The organism is Burkholderia sp. 572 (assembly GCF_040545135.1).
In the GTDB taxonomy this organism is placed as follows: domain Bacteria; phylum Pseudomonadota; class Gammaproteobacteria; order Burkholderiales; family Burkholderiaceae; genus Burkholderia; species Burkholderia cepacia.
On record NZ_JBEPLH010000004.1, the window covers coordinates 242,943 to 256,389 of the forward strand.

18 protein-coding genes are annotated in these 13,447 nt (G+C 64.6%); 1 reads left to right on the top strand and 17 read right to left on the bottom strand.

Features of this window, described 5'->3' with window-relative positions:
• Position 1: 1 nt before the first annotated feature.
• The 15 genes from ABIC51_RS09670 to ABIC51_RS09740 all read right to left on the bottom strand — a co-directional run bounded on the left by ABIC51_RS09670 (position 2) and on the right by ABIC51_RS09740 (position 11,842).
• Positions 2–547 (bottom strand): phage neck terminator protein, encoded by a 546-nt coding sequence (locus ABIC51_RS09670; RefSeq protein WP_354006429.1) that lies wholly within the window; start codon positions 545–547, stop codon positions 2–4.
• Between the two features lie 4 nt (positions 548–551).
• A complete protein-coding gene (locus ABIC51_RS09675; protein WP_354006430.1) occupies positions 552–923 on the bottom strand; it encodes a hypothetical protein in 372 nt (123 codons plus the stop codon).
• Positions 924–984: 61 nt separating this feature from the next.
• Positions 985–1,464, bottom strand: a complete 480-nt coding sequence (locus tag ABIC51_RS09680; protein ID WP_354006431.1) for a hypothetical protein — start codon at positions 1,462–1,464, stop codon at positions 985–987.
• A 28-nt stretch (positions 1,465–1,492) separates the two neighbouring features.
• Positions 1,493–1,876: a DUF4054 domain-containing protein gene (locus ABIC51_RS09685; protein WP_124838950.1), complete on the bottom strand. Its 384-nt coding sequence runs from the start codon at positions 1,874–1,876 to the stop codon at positions 1,493–1,495.
• A gap of 63 nt (positions 1,877–1,939) precedes the next feature.
• Positions 1,940–2,407 carry an STY1053 family phage-associated protein gene (locus ABIC51_RS09690; RefSeq protein ID WP_354006432.1) on the bottom strand — a complete coding sequence of 156 codons (468 nt, stop codon included), beginning with the start codon at positions 2,405–2,407 and terminating at the stop codon, positions 1,940–1,942.
• A 1-nt stretch (position 2,408) separates the two neighbouring features.
• The gene (locus ABIC51_RS09695) at positions 2,409–3,500 is read right to left on the bottom strand and encodes a DUF2184 domain-containing protein (protein WP_322073338.1); all 1,092 of its coding nucleotides are present in this window, start codon (positions 3,498–3,500) and stop codon (positions 2,409–2,411) included.
• 69 nt (positions 3,501–3,569) lie between these two features.
• The gene (locus ABIC51_RS09700; protein ID WP_354006433.1) at positions 3,570–4,076 is read right to left on the bottom strand and encodes a structural cement protein Gp24; all 507 of its coding nucleotides are present in this window, start codon (positions 4,074–4,076) and stop codon (positions 3,570–3,572) included.
• Between the two features lie 10 nt (positions 4,077–4,086).
• The gene (locus tag ABIC51_RS09705; RefSeq protein ID WP_354006434.1) at positions 4,087–5,556 is read right to left on the bottom strand and encodes a DUF2213 domain-containing protein; all 1,470 of its coding nucleotides are present in this window, start codon (positions 5,554–5,556) and stop codon (positions 4,087–4,089) included.
• A 145-nt stretch (positions 5,557–5,701) separates the two neighbouring features.
• On the bottom strand, positions 5,702–6,223 hold the full coding sequence (locus ABIC51_RS09710; protein ID WP_354006435.1) for an LPD3 domain-containing protein: 522 nt from the start codon (positions 6,221–6,223) through the stop codon (positions 5,702–5,704).
• 228 nt (positions 6,224–6,451) lie between these two features.
• Positions 6,452–7,207: a phage head morphogenesis protein gene (locus ABIC51_RS09715; RefSeq protein ID WP_354006436.1), complete on the bottom strand. Its 756-nt coding sequence runs from the start codon at positions 7,205–7,207 to the stop codon at positions 6,452–6,454.
• Positions 7,204–8,670: a DUF1073 domain-containing protein gene (locus tag ABIC51_RS09720; protein ID WP_354006437.1), complete on the bottom strand. Its 1,467-nt coding sequence runs from the start codon at positions 8,668–8,670 to the stop codon at positions 7,204–7,206. Before ABIC51_RS09720 ends, ABIC51_RS09715 begins: the two co-directional genes overlap by 4 nt.
• A gap of 20 nt (positions 8,671–8,690) precedes the next feature.
• Positions 8,691–10,244, bottom strand: coding sequence for a phage terminase large subunit (gene terL, locus ABIC51_RS09725; protein ID WP_354006438.1), 1,554 nt, complete (start codon positions 10,242–10,244; stop codon positions 8,691–8,693).
• Entirely contained in the window at positions 10,195–10,674 is a 480-nt protein-coding gene (locus ABIC51_RS09730) for a DUF2280 domain-containing protein (protein WP_334004304.1), read from the bottom strand. The genes terL and ABIC51_RS09730 overlap by 50 nt, the downstream gene beginning before the upstream one ends.
• Positions 10,675–10,712: 38 nt before the next feature.
• A complete protein-coding gene (locus tag ABIC51_RS09735) occupies positions 10,713–11,213 on the bottom strand; it encodes an HNH endonuclease (protein ID WP_354006439.1) in 501 nt (166 codons plus the stop codon).
• Positions 11,210–11,842 carry a putative metallopeptidase gene (locus tag ABIC51_RS09740; RefSeq protein ID WP_481192965.1) on the bottom strand — a complete coding sequence of 211 codons (633 nt, stop codon included), beginning with the start codon at positions 11,840–11,842 and terminating at the stop codon, positions 11,210–11,212. Before ABIC51_RS09740 ends, ABIC51_RS09735 begins: the two co-directional genes overlap by 4 nt.
• Before the next feature lie 214 nt (positions 11,843–12,056).
• Between ABIC51_RS09740 and ABIC51_RS09745 the strand changes: the two genes are divergently transcribed.
• The gene (locus ABIC51_RS09745) at positions 12,057–12,239 is read left to right on the top strand and encodes a hypothetical protein (protein WP_354006441.1); all 183 of its coding nucleotides are present in this window, start codon (positions 12,057–12,059) and stop codon (positions 12,237–12,239) included.
• A 289-nt stretch (positions 12,240–12,528) separates the two neighbouring features.
• On the opposite strand, the gene ABIC51_RS09750 is transcribed toward ABIC51_RS09745, so the two are convergent.
• Positions 12,529–13,122, bottom strand: coding sequence for a DNA-binding protein (locus ABIC51_RS09750; protein WP_175899968.1), 594 nt, complete (start codon positions 13,120–13,122; stop codon positions 12,529–12,531).
• Positions 13,119–13,445, bottom strand: coding sequence for a hypothetical protein (locus ABIC51_RS09755; protein ID WP_175899971.1), 327 nt, complete (start codon positions 13,443–13,445; stop codon positions 13,119–13,121). Before ABIC51_RS09755 ends, ABIC51_RS09750 begins: the two co-directional genes overlap by 4 nt.
• Positions 13,446–13,447 lie beyond the last annotated feature (2 nt).

Below are 13,447 nucleotides of genomic sequence, written 5' to 3' on the forward strand. Positions count from 1 at the left end.
TTCACTCGATTACCCAGAGAGCACCGACCAGATTGAGTACGCTGTACCGCCTCGTTACCTTGCGGCGTAGCGTCACGGTCATGTCGTAGCGCCGCACCCATTGCTGGTTGACGAGGTCCGGTGCCGCGCGGATCGGGCCGACGCCGACGAATGCCATGTCCTGCAGTTGGAGCTGCTCGCGGTTCTGCGGGATCGCGAGCCCGTCGGCGAGCCGCTGCGCATAACCCTTCGCACGCGGCCCGTAGAACGTGCACATCACATCGACGTCCTGGTGCCGGATATACGTGTCGTGCCCGTCACCCGTGCCGTCGTGATGAATCGCCGGGCCCGCGTCCGGCTCCTGCTCCTGCACGCCGAACGCGCACCAGTCGACGGACGGCTCAGGCTGCTTCGGCACGGTCGGCTGCCAGCGCGGCCGCACGAGGTCAGGCGGCAGCGCCGTGACGCCCGCAATCAGGTCGTGCACCAGATCGTCAAGGGCATCGTCCTCGGCCGGCGGCGCATCGACGGCTGGCGCCAGGTATCCGCCGGTCGAGCTGTCGTTCATGGGGTCATCCCGAAAGAGGCTTCAGGTCGCACGTCGCGCAGACGAAGCCGCGGCCGAAGTGCGAATAGTCGTTCACGTTCACGACGGTGTAGGTGCGCCCCGCCCACACGACTTCGTCGGCGTCATGGCCGGCACTCCCGTCCATCAGCCGGAACATCGTGTGCAGGGTAATCGAGCCGATGATCCGGCTGCCGTCGGCGTTGCGGTGCAGGATGTCGCCCTTGTCGCTCGTCACGACGGCGGCGAACGGCGTCGATGTCGCGGTGTTCTGTGCGCGGCCATGGCCGTCGACCGTCTGCGTCATGCGATTGCAGATCAGGCCCGTATCCATGAAATCGGGATCGAGCAGGACCTCGGTTACGTCGAGGAAGGCCATAGCGCGGGCACCAACGAAAAAGGGCAGCTCGTTGCCGCTCTTGGATCGGAGAGACTGGGAACTACTTCTTGCGGACCACGTATGTGATCGCGTTGCGATATTGGGCCGTGTCGACCAGCGTGTTCTCACGCGTGACGCCGCGGCGCCGACGCGCGGCCAGCGTCGATTCGGCCAGTTCGGGGGCGACGTTACTGTTGACCTTCGCGCGCACGGAATTCTGGCCCGCGAGGCCCGCCAACTTGAGCCGACGCTCAACCTGTTCGAGGTCGCCGTCGAGCGCCGCCTCGACGCCCTTCTGAAGCTGCGGCTCGAACTTCGGCCGCGCGTCCTGCACGCCGGGCACCAGATGCGGGCGTGCCGGGATGTTGTTCGCGGGCGAGCCGTTTTCCATGATGTAGCCGATCTCGGCGTTGCTGAGCGGCTCGCCCTCATCCTTCCGGCCAGCGGTGCTGTCCGGCACGCCGACCAGCACCTCCTTCTGCACGAGCCCGCTGATCGACTTCAGCACCTCGTCGAGGCGATCGATTTTCATGCTGCCCATGGGATTCTCCCGATGGGCAGCTGCGGCATTACAGCTGAATGCCGCCCGAGCCCATCATCTGCGCCAGGCTGAGATAACGAACGCCGTACATCGTGGCGTTCCAGAAGCCGCCGTCCTTGATGGCGACGGCCTCGGTGTTGTAGCTGGCGCTGACCTTGTCGACGGCCTTCGACGACTGCGGCCCGGTCACCTGCCCGGGCACGCCGCCGACTGCCGCCGTCTTCCGATCCTTCAACGCCAGCGCGAGATGATGCGCAGTGACCAGCGCGACGCCCAGATCAGTCAGCTCGCCCCAGCGATCGGCATTGACGAGCGAGACCGCGACCGTCATCCAGAATTGGACGAGCGAGTCGGGGTATGTCGTCGTGTCGTTGAACTCGGGAAACGACTGTCGGAACTGGGCGATATCCACGTGTCACCTTGCCAATATGCGGATGCCCGGCGCGCGCCAGCATGGCGCAGCGCCGGGAGGCCATTATGCCTTCTTCCCGCTGCCGGACTTCTGCGCCGCGCCGTCGGCTGCGCCATCCTTCGCGACCGCCGCGGAGTCCTTCTGGGCTGCGTCGAAGGCGGCAACCCGCGCGGCGAGATCCTGCTCGCTCGCCGCAACCGCAGCTTCGCGCGTGTCGAGCGCCGCCGCGCGGTCGTCCAGGCCCTTGCCGAACGTATCGAGCTCGGCGCGCAGCTTGTCGAGACGATCGGACTCGGCTTGGAGGCTCGCCTTCGCCGCTGCGGCTGCCGCCGCCTGATCGGTCGCGTCGCTCTGCGATCCAGCCGAATCGCCGGAAGTCTCCGGCAGCGGGCCGGTGTGTGCCTTCGCGTACCAGTGCTCGGCGATGAAGTCCTCGACCTCCTGCACACCAGCCTCGACGCGGCGAATGACTTCCTCGCCCTCGCGTGCCAGCCGGATCGTGAACGCCGTCAGAACGTTGATCTTTGTCATGTCAGATACCGTCCCGGTAAGCGGCCGTCGTGCCGTAGCGCCATTCGACGCGGCCGATACGCGACCAGTAGGTCGTGATCTGGAACAGCGAGCGATACTCGAGCGGCGTGCGCTGCAGGTCCGTCATCGGGAACTGGACGTACTTCTTGTCGCTGTTGTACGCGACCATCCGATCGACGGTGCCGAGCTGGCCCTGCGTGCCACCGGCGCCGGCGCCGATCAGCCACTTGAGCTCGAGGATTTCGAGCGGCGTGCCCTGCTGCGTGCAGATGTTGTTCTCGAGCAGGTACGTCAGGATCGACTTGTTGCCGGCGTCGCTGACGATCTGCGATGCAACCCAACCGAGTTTCGCGGGCGGCAGCATGAGGCGGTTCGGCTTCACCTTCCAGCCGGACGCCTGCCATGCCGAGGTCAGAATCTCGTTGACGTCTTTGAGGATCTCCTTCGGAGTCTTCGTCTCCCACTGCGGGGTACCGGCCGCGCCGTTCGCGACGTTCGAAACGCTCCCGACAGCACCGATCGAGTTCACCAGGCCGGTGAAGCTCATCTGCGGATCGCCGTAGTACACGATCTGGTCGAGGTCCATGTTGCGCTTCATGTTCATCGCCTCGACCTTCTGCGAGTCGATGGGCATGCCGAGCTGCTGCGACTTCACGAGCTCGGGCACCGTGTACTTGACCTCGGCACCCCAGAGCAGCATCGGCTGAGCGGTCTTTCCGATGTCGACCGACGGGCCCGCGAGCGCGTTGCCCTCGTTCGAGATCCAGTTCAGGCCGTTCGGGTTGATACCGCCGCTCATCCCGAACGCCGAGTTCGTGAACGACGCGACTTCGTCGGCCGCCGACACGTCACTGCGGATGTAGATGTCGCGCGACCAGGTGTACTCGACGAGCGGCTCGTTCAGCGTCTGGTCGAGGCGTTCCAGTTGGCCGACGAGGAACGCGCCGGTCGAGTCGATCGTCTGGCGATCGTAGGTGTACTGCTGGTCCTGCGTACGCGCGCGGATCAGCCGGCGCGTCGCGTCCGCGACGGCCGCCGACATCGGGATCGAGGCCCCGGCCCGGCGCAGGTGCTTCAGTTCGGACATGTCCATGTAATGGCTCCAGAAATGCAAAAGCCCCGCGATTGCGGGGCTTCGGGTGAAGCGCTGTTCAGCGCCGGATCAGATGTTGACGGCGATTTCGACGATGCCGTATGCGTCGGCCGGGCCGGTGAAGTACCAGTTCGCCGGCATCGCGACGGTGTTGGTGCCGTCGGATGCCGCTTCGAAACCACCGAGCGGCTTGCCGGCGGCGGCCGCCGCGACGCGCACGTACACCGTACCGTTCTTCGTGGCCGGCGCGGTTCCGCCCAGCGCGGCATTGAAATAGCCGCGCTTCAGGATGTCGGTCGGGCCGCTGGTCGGCGGCGTCGACGTGCCGAGCGGATCGTTGCCGTTGCCCTGGATCGGGTACGCGCGCAGGTTCACGCCGTAGACGAGCGCGGCGGTGTCGGCCGCGTTGTTGATCGGCTGGATCTTGCCGTTCACCATCTTCACCGGCACACCGAAAGCCGTCGGCGGCACCGCCGGATCGATCAGTTGCGTCTCGATCGTGGCGACTTCGGCGCGCTGAAGGTCACCGGCAAAGCCTGCCGGCATGCGATATTGATAAGCTTGCAACGAGGGCATGTCGGCTCCTTTACTTGCGGACCTTCCAGAATTCCGCGTGGATTGCGTTGATGTCTTTCCGCTCGGCCTGAGTGGAATCGTTCGTCCGGCGCTGCGTCATGCCGGAGTTCTTGCCGCGCACGACCTCCGACGCTGCATTGAAGAACGCCGTCACGGAATCGCAGGTCATGCTGGCCACGTTCGCGCCGCCGACCACCGGCTTGACCAGTTCGGCGTTCTCGTTTTCCAGCGCGGCGCGCAGCGCACGGCGGCGCAGCACGCAGATGGCATCGACCGTCTTCTTGCGTGCAACCTTCGCGTCGAAGGTCGGCAGCCGCACGCCCGGCGCGAGGATCTCGGCGCGCGAGAGCGCGTCCTGGAACTGGTCGCGCAGCGCGGTGCTGTCGCCAGTACGCGTGCCGGTCTTGTCGTCGTCGCCTTCGCCGGCACCGTCGCTGTCCATCGTGCCGGTACCGTCCAGATCGTCGTCATCGCCGTCACCGTCGCCGGTCTGCGTGCCCCCGCCTTCGAGCTTCGTCACGCGATCGGCGAGCGCGTCGATCTTGCCGTTGGTGGCTTGGATCGCGTCGAGCACTTGCTTGAGCGGATCGCCTTCGCCACCGCCCACACCATCGTCGCCCGTCGCGGATACCGCCGCCTTCGGATCGGCGCCGGTACCGGGCATGTGGATGTGAATCTGGGGTTGGCCGTCGCCACCCTCGCCGCCTTCGTCGCCGGTCATCTCGCTCGCGACCTTCTCGAACGCTTCGGAATCGCGCGTCATGAACGCCTTTCGCAACGCGTCGACGAACTTGGAGCCTTTCTTGGTTGCCATGCTTGCATCTCCTGTCGGGAGTAGGTTGGAACTGCTATCCCCGATCGAACACACGGGGCCACAGCGGGCGCTTTTCACGAGGGCGACGTGGTTGCCCACGATCACCACCTGTCGCGCCCGCCCAGGCGCAATCTGTTCGTAGTCGGCGTCGTAGCCGTTGCTGACCTGCGTGAGCGCGTCCGCACCCTTGCTCTGGACACGTCGGATCGCCTCGGCGTCGGTGATCAGTAGGTCGGCGAGCATCAGCTCGGCCTGGTCACCCTCACCTTGCCGTACGTTGCGGACCGTGCCGCGCGCCACCGACATGTAGTTCGCCGGCGTCACGAAATCCGGCGGGTGGTCGATCGTGATCGGCTTCCCTTCGAAGCTGGCGAGCGTCTCGGGGCTGAACAGCACGTCGGCCGTGCGCTCGGCGACGATGACGCCATCCTTCGCCTCGATCTCGGGCAGCTCGAAATAGGCGTAGTCCTGCGCGCCTACGCGCGCGATCGGCACGGCCTCGCAGAGCAGGAAACCTTCCGGCGTGATCGACTGCCGCTCGCCGAGTTGCTCGGTCGCATACACGCCCGACGCGGTGATGCCGTCGCGCGTATGCGCGCGTGCGCGCGCGCCGCCGGCGCCGCAACCACAAGCGTGGTCCGCCGTTGGAATTCGAATGGTCCGCATCTGGATCGAAATTGGAGGTACGTCGTTGATTCAGCAGGGAATCTGCAAGTCGCGAGGACTTGGCTATAATGCGAACTGGGACGGTCGCCGGAGGTGAGCCGACTGCCGAAAGGCAGGGGGTGCCTTATTTAAACGACGGCCGGCCCTATTCCCCTTCCCGCACCAGGCCCTGGTTGTAGTACCGATGGCCGTCGTAGAACACCTTCACCGTGATCACCGCCCGATAGTTCTTGCCGTCCAGCTTGAGCGGAGCTGAGTACGTCTCGACCGCCTTGACGTTCGGATCGCCGCGCTTGTCGGTCTGCGAGTCGATCAACCGAGCCTTCGTCAACAGGTCCGGCAATGCCGGGATGGAACGCAGCACCTCATCGTGACCGGTCGCCACGGTGTGTCGGATCCCACCGTTCGTCACCTCGATCTGGTTGCCCGTCGCCACGTTCTTGAACTTCTTCCCAGCGAACTGCTTGCCGTAGGCGATCGCCTTCTGGCGTAGTTCCTTCATGCTGGTGAAGTCGCCAAGCTCATTGCCCTTCAGCGTCGTCGGCGCGGCCGCCGTCGGCCCAGTGGCGCCGCCTGCTCCGAACTGGCCGTTCGCGGCTCGCGGATGCTTCGATTCCTCCCACGACGCGTCATACGTATGGAAGTAGATGTGCAGATGCTTGGGCATTGATCAGTCGGGTCTAACGGGCTTGGCCCGGCTGCTACGGAGTGCGCGCGATTGCTGAACGTTCAGTGTTCGATGCTGGTTCGGACGCCGCGCGCGATGACGCTGCGGACTCGCTCGTAGTTGGGTTCGGTCCGGGTGAGACGACACCAGGCGGCCAGTAGTCGGACATACAGCGGCAGCCACCATGCAGTGCGCACGCATACGCGCAAAGTGATTCGATTCGCCATTTCAGTCCTTCGGAAGCACAACTTCCGCCCAGCACCGGCAGTTGTAGATGCAGCCCGGATGCGCCCGCGCGCCGGACCGCTTATCCGCGACCGGCGGCTTGTCCCACGTGAAAAACTTGCCTTCCAGCTCGCGATGGTCCTCGCGCACGTCCGAGTCTCCCGACGTCCGCCAGAAGTAGCCGGGACTGCCCACGTCGAGCGCGCGCGCCTCGGTGAGGGTCGCGGCCGTGCGGCTAACCTCGGTTCTCGCGATGGTGTCGGCCCGGCTTTTCGCGACCTGCCCGGACTCCTGAATCGCCTTCGAGATCTGCGCGGCGCGCGCGCCGTCGACGATTCCCTCCAGCGTCAGCCGGTGCACGCGCTCCGCAGCGTCCAGAGGAATTGACTTGATCAACCGCACCTGCTCAGACAGGAGCGCACGCATCGTCTCGCCGGTGGCCGCGCCGCGGATCTCTTCGCGCAGCGCGCGCGACATGTCTGCGGCCTGCTTCATCCACATCTGCTCGTCACGCCGGTTCAGGTCGGCGATCATGCGCGCGGCGGTCGCTTCCGCCCACGGCGCGAGCGCCTCGGCGTACCGCCGCAACAGTTCCTCGATCGTCGGCGCATACGACGCGTCATCGGCCGGAAAGCCGTTCACGAGCACGCTGACCTGATGGGCGATCTTTCGCAACTGACTGCCGTACTGACGCTCGGCGCCGCTCAGCCGGACCGGGTTCTTGCGCCGGTCGCGCTTTCGATCGAGGGTGAGGATCATCGACGTCGGAAAAGCCTGCGAAGCAGAGAATCGTTCGTGCGCGCGGCCGCGCCCGGTGCCGGGCCGAGCGGAAGAGTCGGATCGATACCCGGCGGGTCCTCGCCCTCTTCGTCGCGCTCGGCCTGCTCAATTGCTTCGTCCGGGATGTCGCCGAACATGCCGGTGTCGGGCGACGACGCCTTCAGCTCGCGCATGCCTTGGCTGCGGGGAATCAGGTCGGCGTCGACGGCCTTCGTCACCGAGTCGACCGTCTTGTTGCCGATCTCCGCCTTCTCGGCGGCTGACATCTCCTGCAGCGGGTTGAACTCGTACGAGAAGTCCTCGGGGAGCGGCTGCCCGATTTCTGAACGACACATCACGTCGAGCAGCCCGTGCAATGGATTGCGCAGCCGCCGCTCCTGCCGCGTGTGCACCTTCTCGTGATACAGCAGGCGCGATCCTTCGCCGGTGTCGCTCAGGCCGGCCGGCTGCTGGCCGAACAGGCGATCGAGCGGAATACCCGTCGCGCCGCTGAGCTGCATCGCGAACTGCAGCATCACGTCGGACAGCCCGCTGAACGAGTACTGGTGCGTCTCGAACTTGTCGGTCGCGTCGATGAGGGTGATGCCCTCGTTCGACTGCCCGAGCCGGATCATTTCGACCTGCTTCAGCAGGCCGTTGAGCGCCGGGCCGCCGGCCGCGATGATCTCGCGCAGCTTCTCGACGCTCAGCGTGCGCAGATGCGCCTTGTAGACGAGCTGTCCAGCGCCCACCGTCGCACTGTCGAACGCGATGAGCCGGTCCCACATCGGCTCGAGGATCGACAGGCCCCAGCCGTTCTCGCTGATGCGCTGGTAGAACGGCAGTGCTTCGCCGTCCATCCGCAGCACGCGCGAATGGTGAATGCGCCCCTGCGGCAAACCGATCGCCGTCGGCAGCACGTCGTAGAACTTCGGCATGCCGAGATCGGGGCCGAACTCGGTCACGACTTCGCCGACCGGCGGCGCAACCATCCAGCGGTCGAGCACTAGCAGGCCCTTGAACTGACCTTTCCCGATCGTCTCGCGCCGAAGCGGCTGCGACATGTCCTGGCCGTCGATCAGCATCACCGCGATCGCACCGCCGTACAGCTGCGCCCACTTGCCGGTGTCGCAGAGCTGATCCCAGATTGCCTTGCGCGTGAGCGCCGTCTCCATCTTCGACACGTCGGTCGGATCGAGGCCGGACATCTCGATGCCCTTGCGGGTCATGTCCTCCGGGATCGCGTCCACCGCGGCGCGCACGATCCACGAACCGCGATACGCCGCCTCCAACCAGACTCGGTTGCGGCTCTGGTACGACAGCGTGTACTGCGCCGCTGACGCCTGGTTGTCGGCGCCCCATCCGAGCCGCGCTTCGAAGTTGGCGAACGAATCGACCGTGCGATGGCCGTGCGTTGCCGCCGGCGCGCGCGGCGGCCGCGTCTGTTGCTTCCGTTTCGACATTCCGGGAAATCCTGTCGTGCTCAACCGGCAAGCCGCTCCCAGACCGACAGGTCCTTCGCGCCTCCCAGCATGTCGTTGATTGCGTCGACCATCGGGTCAATCTGGTCGTCGTGCATGTGCGTGTCGTCAGCAGTGAACGAGTCGCACTCGGTCAAGAAATCGCTGACCCATGGGGCATCCAGCGGCACGCCGACGTTGCCGGCGTCGATATGGCTCACGACATCCATCACGCGCGTCAGCTTGTCCTTCACGCGCTCGATGCCCTCGATCGGGATGCCGCCCTCGGCCTGAATGTCCTGAATCAGTCCGGTACCGCTGGACTTGTCCTCGACCTTCATCTGGCGCAGCACCGGCGCGCCCGGATCGTCGGCGCCGATGGCCGCATGCTTGTTCCAGAAGTCGATCGCGCGACGCTTCAGCTCGGGCGCCTTCCACTTCCCGCGCACCAGGTCGATCAGGTACAGGCGGTTGTCGTACCCAAGCCCCCAGCACTCGAACACGCTGTAGTCGTTCCGCTCGGCGGTCTTCTGCGCCGTGTCGGCGAAGATCTTCCGGTACTGGAGCTGCGGCAGCGCGCCGTAGCGCAGGAACTTGCCGCTCTGAATGATCCCGCCACCCAGCGGCGACGGCCGCTGCATGTACTGGCCGTTGAAGACGTATGCGTCGGCCTTCTCGAGTGCGAGCAGCTCCTGCAGCGGTTCCTTGTACGGCCAGTAGCTGTACCGACCGTCCTCGTCTCGCTCCTCGCACTCGACGCGGTCGCGGATGTGCGCCGGCAGCTTCGCGACGTACTCGTCGGTGATCAGCGCCGGGATCTCGATGAACTCCCAGTCGCCCGGCAGCTTGCCGGCCTTGATAAAGCCCGTCGGGTCTTCCTCGGCGAGCCGCTGCATGATCACGATGATCGGCGTGTCCGGATTCGCCTTCCGGCTCTTCACGGTCGACAGCAGCTTGCGGTTCGCCTTGTCCCGGTTCGTCTTGCTGTACGCGTCCTCGACCTTCAGGGGGTCGTCGATGATCAGCGCGCCCTGCCAGCCCTCGGCCATGTGGCCGGCCCGGAAGCCGGTGATCTGACCGCCCAGCGACACGGCGTACACGCCGCCGGCTTTCTTCCCATCGACGAGCACATTCCAGCGCTTCTTCGACTTCGCGTCGTCAGCCACCTTCAGCGGCCAGAGCGCCTGGTACTCGTCGGATGCGACGATGTCGCGCGCCGTCTCGCTATTCAGCAGCGCGAGGTCGTCCGAGTAGCTGATGTGCAGGAACCGCGCGCGCGGGTTCAGTGCGAGGCCGCGCGCGATCAGGTTGATCGCGACCAGCTCAGTCTTCGACGAGCCCGGCGGCACGTTGATGACGACGTTCTTCAGCGTGCCGTCGATCACGCGCTGCACCGTGTCGGCGATCAGCACGTGGTGCCAGTTGACGCGGAACTTGATCGCCTGCCGGTGCTTGAAGAAGTACCGGCTGAAAAACAGGTGGTCCCGCTCGCACTTCGCCTTCAGGACGGCCCGCTCGATGGCGGGGTCAATACTCGTTTTCGAGCTTGGCGACGGCGTCTGCGACCTGCTTTTCATCGACGACGACCGTCCTCTGATCGATTGGGGCGCCGTCCTTACCGGTGTGTTCGAGCCGGTGCTTGTTCGTGAATGCGTCCCCTGATTCCTTGGCTGCCTGTTCGAGCAGTTGAGCCATCAGCGGGATGTTGCCGCGCTCCTCGGCGACGCCGACGGCGCGATCAAGCTTGCGCAGGCGCACCGCGCGGTGCGCGACGCCGATGCGCGAGGTGTCGTTCAGGAATTCCTCTCGCGTGCGCTCGAAGATCACGCGGTACTTCTTGCTGAGCGTCTCGCCCGCCCGCTTCGTCGGGTCGTAGCGCTCGCACTGCTGTGGCGACACCTCGACGCCGAACTCCTCCCGCACGGCCTTCGCGGTGCGCGAGATCGTCTCGAAGCACGCCAGCGCCTGCACGATGTACACCTTGATCGCGTCGGAAAGTGCTGCCATAGCGGGAAACGTTCGGATAGGCTACGCGGCGCCGCGCGTCAGATGTGCGTCCAAGTGCGACGCGCTCGGACATCGCGGATAGTACGGATGGAGACGTCGAATTTCTGCGCCAGCCCGATTTCGCTGCGATCGAGCTGGCGGATCTCACGCACCGCGCACTCGGTCAGCTTCGAGTACCCGTTCTGCTCGCCGACAGCCGAAAGACCGCCGGCTCGGTACGCGTGAAGCCGATTGCCGCTCGCGGTTACCCACTCCAGATTCGAGATGTGGTTGTTGGCACGGTCGGCATCGATGTGATTCACCTCCGACGCGCCGGCCGGCCGCTCGAGGAACGCTTCGGCGACGATCCGATGAATACGAACCGACTGGCGCTTTCCAGGACGAGATAGATTCACCGACGGGTAGCCGCAAACCAGGAAGGTCGCGAGCACTCTGCCGGCGATACCGCTGTTCCGGTTCGTGAGCCGCTTGATCCGCCCATGATCGCTGACTGCATAGTTCGGCCACTGGAGAATGACACGCCACTGTTCTTCGTTCATGCCGACCTCAACATACATGTCCCGCATGCGCGCGCGATTGATACCGACGAAACGGTCGGGCCTGCGTTCGCGGCTCTGACCATCTTGGCGATGGATCCGTCGCGATCACCAACGCCGTATCTCTCCACGATCCCGACGAACTCTTCAACGTCATGCGCCCGGATTCCCAGCTTGGGAAACCCATCCTTCGTGAAGGCTGGGGCGCCGAACTCATCCGTCTTCTGAGCGATGTGCATCAATTCGTGCTCGACGAGCGCGCACCACTGCAGGTCACTGCAATCGCGTGCGTAGTGCGCGTCGAGCGTGATCAGGAAGGCCGGCACGCGGCCGAACCATTCGAGGAACTGCTGCTCCTGCCTGGCGCGCTGCCAGCCGCCGGCGCGGATCGTCACCTCTTCGCACTGGCCGACGACGCGGCGCATCTGACGGACGTTCTCGACGGCAGCCCAGAGATAGGCGACGTCAGCGTCGACCAGGTGCGCGTGGTCGGGATTGTGCAGCGACGCGCCCGCTCGCAGGAGCGTCTCGTTCACCCACTCGGCGACGCCGTCGGCCGGCACGATTCTCCGTATCCAGTTCAAGTCGTCAAACAAGCCGTCAGGCGGCGATGGGCGAGATACTGGCAACATATTCGCTTTCACAGCAGATCTGATCATCTTGTGATATCTGCAGTTTGATTCAAATAATTAAACAATCAAGCCAATTCCGCCAATTTTATTAAAAAAAGAAACTATTAAAATAATTCAACAACATTGACTGAAATCACTTAATTAACGCAATATCTCCATGGCCGCGAACGCAGCTGCGGACACCCGTCTAATAAGCGCTAACAGGAGAGCATTAATGACCACAGCACGAGCAACAGAGCAGGCCGTCGAACTCGTCAAAACAGCACTCGCATCCGGTTTAATCGCGCCCGCCACCGGCGACCGATGGTTTATGGACCCAACCAAAAATGGCGAGGAGCTTGGAAAATTTGTAGGTGCATTTGTCGCCAAGATCGCCAAGGAAATAGACGCCCTGTAGCAAATCAGGTGTGACTTATTAAAAGCCGAGAAAGTGACAAAGCCCGCTGGCTTTCGCTCAGCGGGCTCGGAAATTCTGGTGCCAGCAGGGCGGCGGAAACCCGTCTGCACCTTTCGGCGCGCTGGCTGATCACCTCGCTGCGTCTTTCCCGCCGGCACCGCTAAGGCCGGGTTGAGTATAGCGCGGCGCGAAGGCAACAAAAAAGCCCGCTTTCGCGGGCTTGCTTGCTTCGGACGCACCTATGACGTGTATCGAATATGGCGGATTATTGTGTGCGAAACACACATTGTCAAGCAGTCGATCGTTCCTGCAGCAATCCGAGCTCGCTGAACCGTCGCTCGATAACGGACCAAGCGAGCCCCTCGACGCCCGCCTCGCCGGTTTTCTTGTCGCCCTCGATCCACTTCCGCACCGCGGAGTTCTGCTTGCTGACGGTGTTCACGTGCGCTTCGCAGTCGTGCGCGATGTCGACCAGGTCGCACTTCACCCCGAACAGGCGCTCGATGATCGCTCGACGCACGCGGTAGTGCGAGAACCCCGAGCAGTACGCGGCGGACGCCCGAATCAGCCAGCCGATCGCCGCCTGCCATTCGATATTCGGTGTGCGGCCACTGCAGCATACCGCACCGCACGAGCACGGCAGGTCGTGCGGCGCTGCGCGCGCGACGATCACGGACAGGTGTAGCTCCGGCAGTTCCCAGAGATGCCGGCGAATCTCCCCGGCCTGCCCGGCACCGTCGAGCCCAACCAGGCCCATGCCGGTGCCGATCGATTCGCCACGCAACCGCTTCGCCAGCATCGTCTCGCCGTACTGCTGCGACGAGTAGCAGAGCGCGAAGCGGACCGCGTCGAACGCGGACTTGAACTCGACGATGTCGCTCATCGTACACCCCGCGTCGTCATCGCCAGCGCCTGGCGCGTGGTGAGCTCGGACATGTAGCCCGAGAGGTTGCTGGTGAAGTCTGGGCGGATCCGAGTGTCGACGTGCGTGCCCGGCGAGCGGCTCGTGCCCGCGAGCGAGTACATCCGGCCGCGACTCTCCGAATGGCAGTCCAGCCGCGCGAGCGCAACGTCGAGCGCGAGCAACTGGCGCACCGACGAAACGGGATGCTTCATGCGGCGTGCGAGGTCGTGCGCCGAATACCGAACACCGGGCTTCATGGCCGCGATGATGGCGTTGATCGTGAGTTTTCCGTTTGCTTTCAAGG

Bases quoted from the DNA above. Each gene is read 5' to 3' on its own strand.
- ABIC51_RS09670 (WP_354006429.1), bottom strand. From the start codon at position 547: ATGAACGACAGCTCGACCGGCGGATACCTGGCGCCAGCCGTCGATGCG.
- ABIC51_RS09675 (WP_354006430.1), bottom strand. From the start codon at position 923: ATGGCCTTCCTCGACGTAACCGAGGTCCTGCTCGATCCCGATTTCATG.
- ABIC51_RS09680 (WP_354006431.1), bottom strand. From the start codon at position 1,464: ATGGGCAGCATGAAAATCGATCGCCTCGACGAGGTGCTGAAGTCGATC.
- ABIC51_RS09690 (WP_354006432.1), bottom strand. From the start codon at position 2,407: ATGACAAAGATCAACGTTCTGACGGCGTTCACGATCCGGCTGGCACGC.
- ABIC51_RS09695 (WP_322073338.1), bottom strand. From the start codon at position 3,500: ATGGACATGTCCGAACTGAAGCACCTGCGCCGGGCCGGGGCCTCGATC.
- ABIC51_RS09700 (WP_354006433.1), bottom strand. From the start codon at position 4,076: ATGCCCTCGTTGCAAGCTTATCAATATCGCATGCCGGCAGGCTTTGCC.
- ABIC51_RS09705 (WP_354006434.1), bottom strand. From the start codon at position 5,556: ATGCGGACCATTCGAATTCCAACGGCGGACCACGCTTGTGGTTGCGGC.
- ABIC51_RS09710 (WP_354006435.1), bottom strand. From the start codon at position 6,223: ATGCCCAAGCATCTGCACATCTACTTCCATACGTATGACGCGTCGTGG.
- ABIC51_RS09715 (WP_354006436.1), bottom strand. From the start codon at position 7,207: ATGATCCTCACCCTCGATCGAAAGCGCGACCGGCGCAAGAACCCGGTC.
- ABIC51_RS09720 (WP_354006437.1), bottom strand. From the start codon at position 8,670: ATGTCGAAACGGAAGCAACAGACGCGGCCGCCGCGCGCGCCGGCGGCA.
- terL (WP_354006438.1), bottom strand. From the start codon at position 10,244: ATGAAAAGCAGGTCGCAGACGCCGTCGCCAAGCTCGAAAACGAGTATT.
- ABIC51_RS09730 (WP_334004304.1), bottom strand. From the start codon at position 10,674: ATGGCAGCACTTTCCGACGCGATCAAGGTGTACATCGTGCAGGCGCTG.
- ABIC51_RS09735 (WP_354006439.1), bottom strand. From the start codon at position 11,213: ATGAACGAAGAACAGTGGCGTGTCATTCTCCAGTGGCCGAACTATGCA.
- ABIC51_RS09740 (WP_481192965.1), bottom strand. From the start codon at position 11,842: ATGTTGCCAGTATCTCGCCCATCGCCGCCTGACGGCTTGTTTGACGAC.
- ABIC51_RS09745 (WP_354006441.1), top strand. From the start codon at position 12,057: ATGACCACAGCACGAGCAACAGAGCAGGCCGTCGAACTCGTCAAAACA.
- ABIC51_RS09750 (WP_175899968.1), bottom strand. From the start codon at position 13,122: ATGAGCGACATCGTCGAGTTCAAGTCCGCGTTCGACGCGGTCCGCTTC.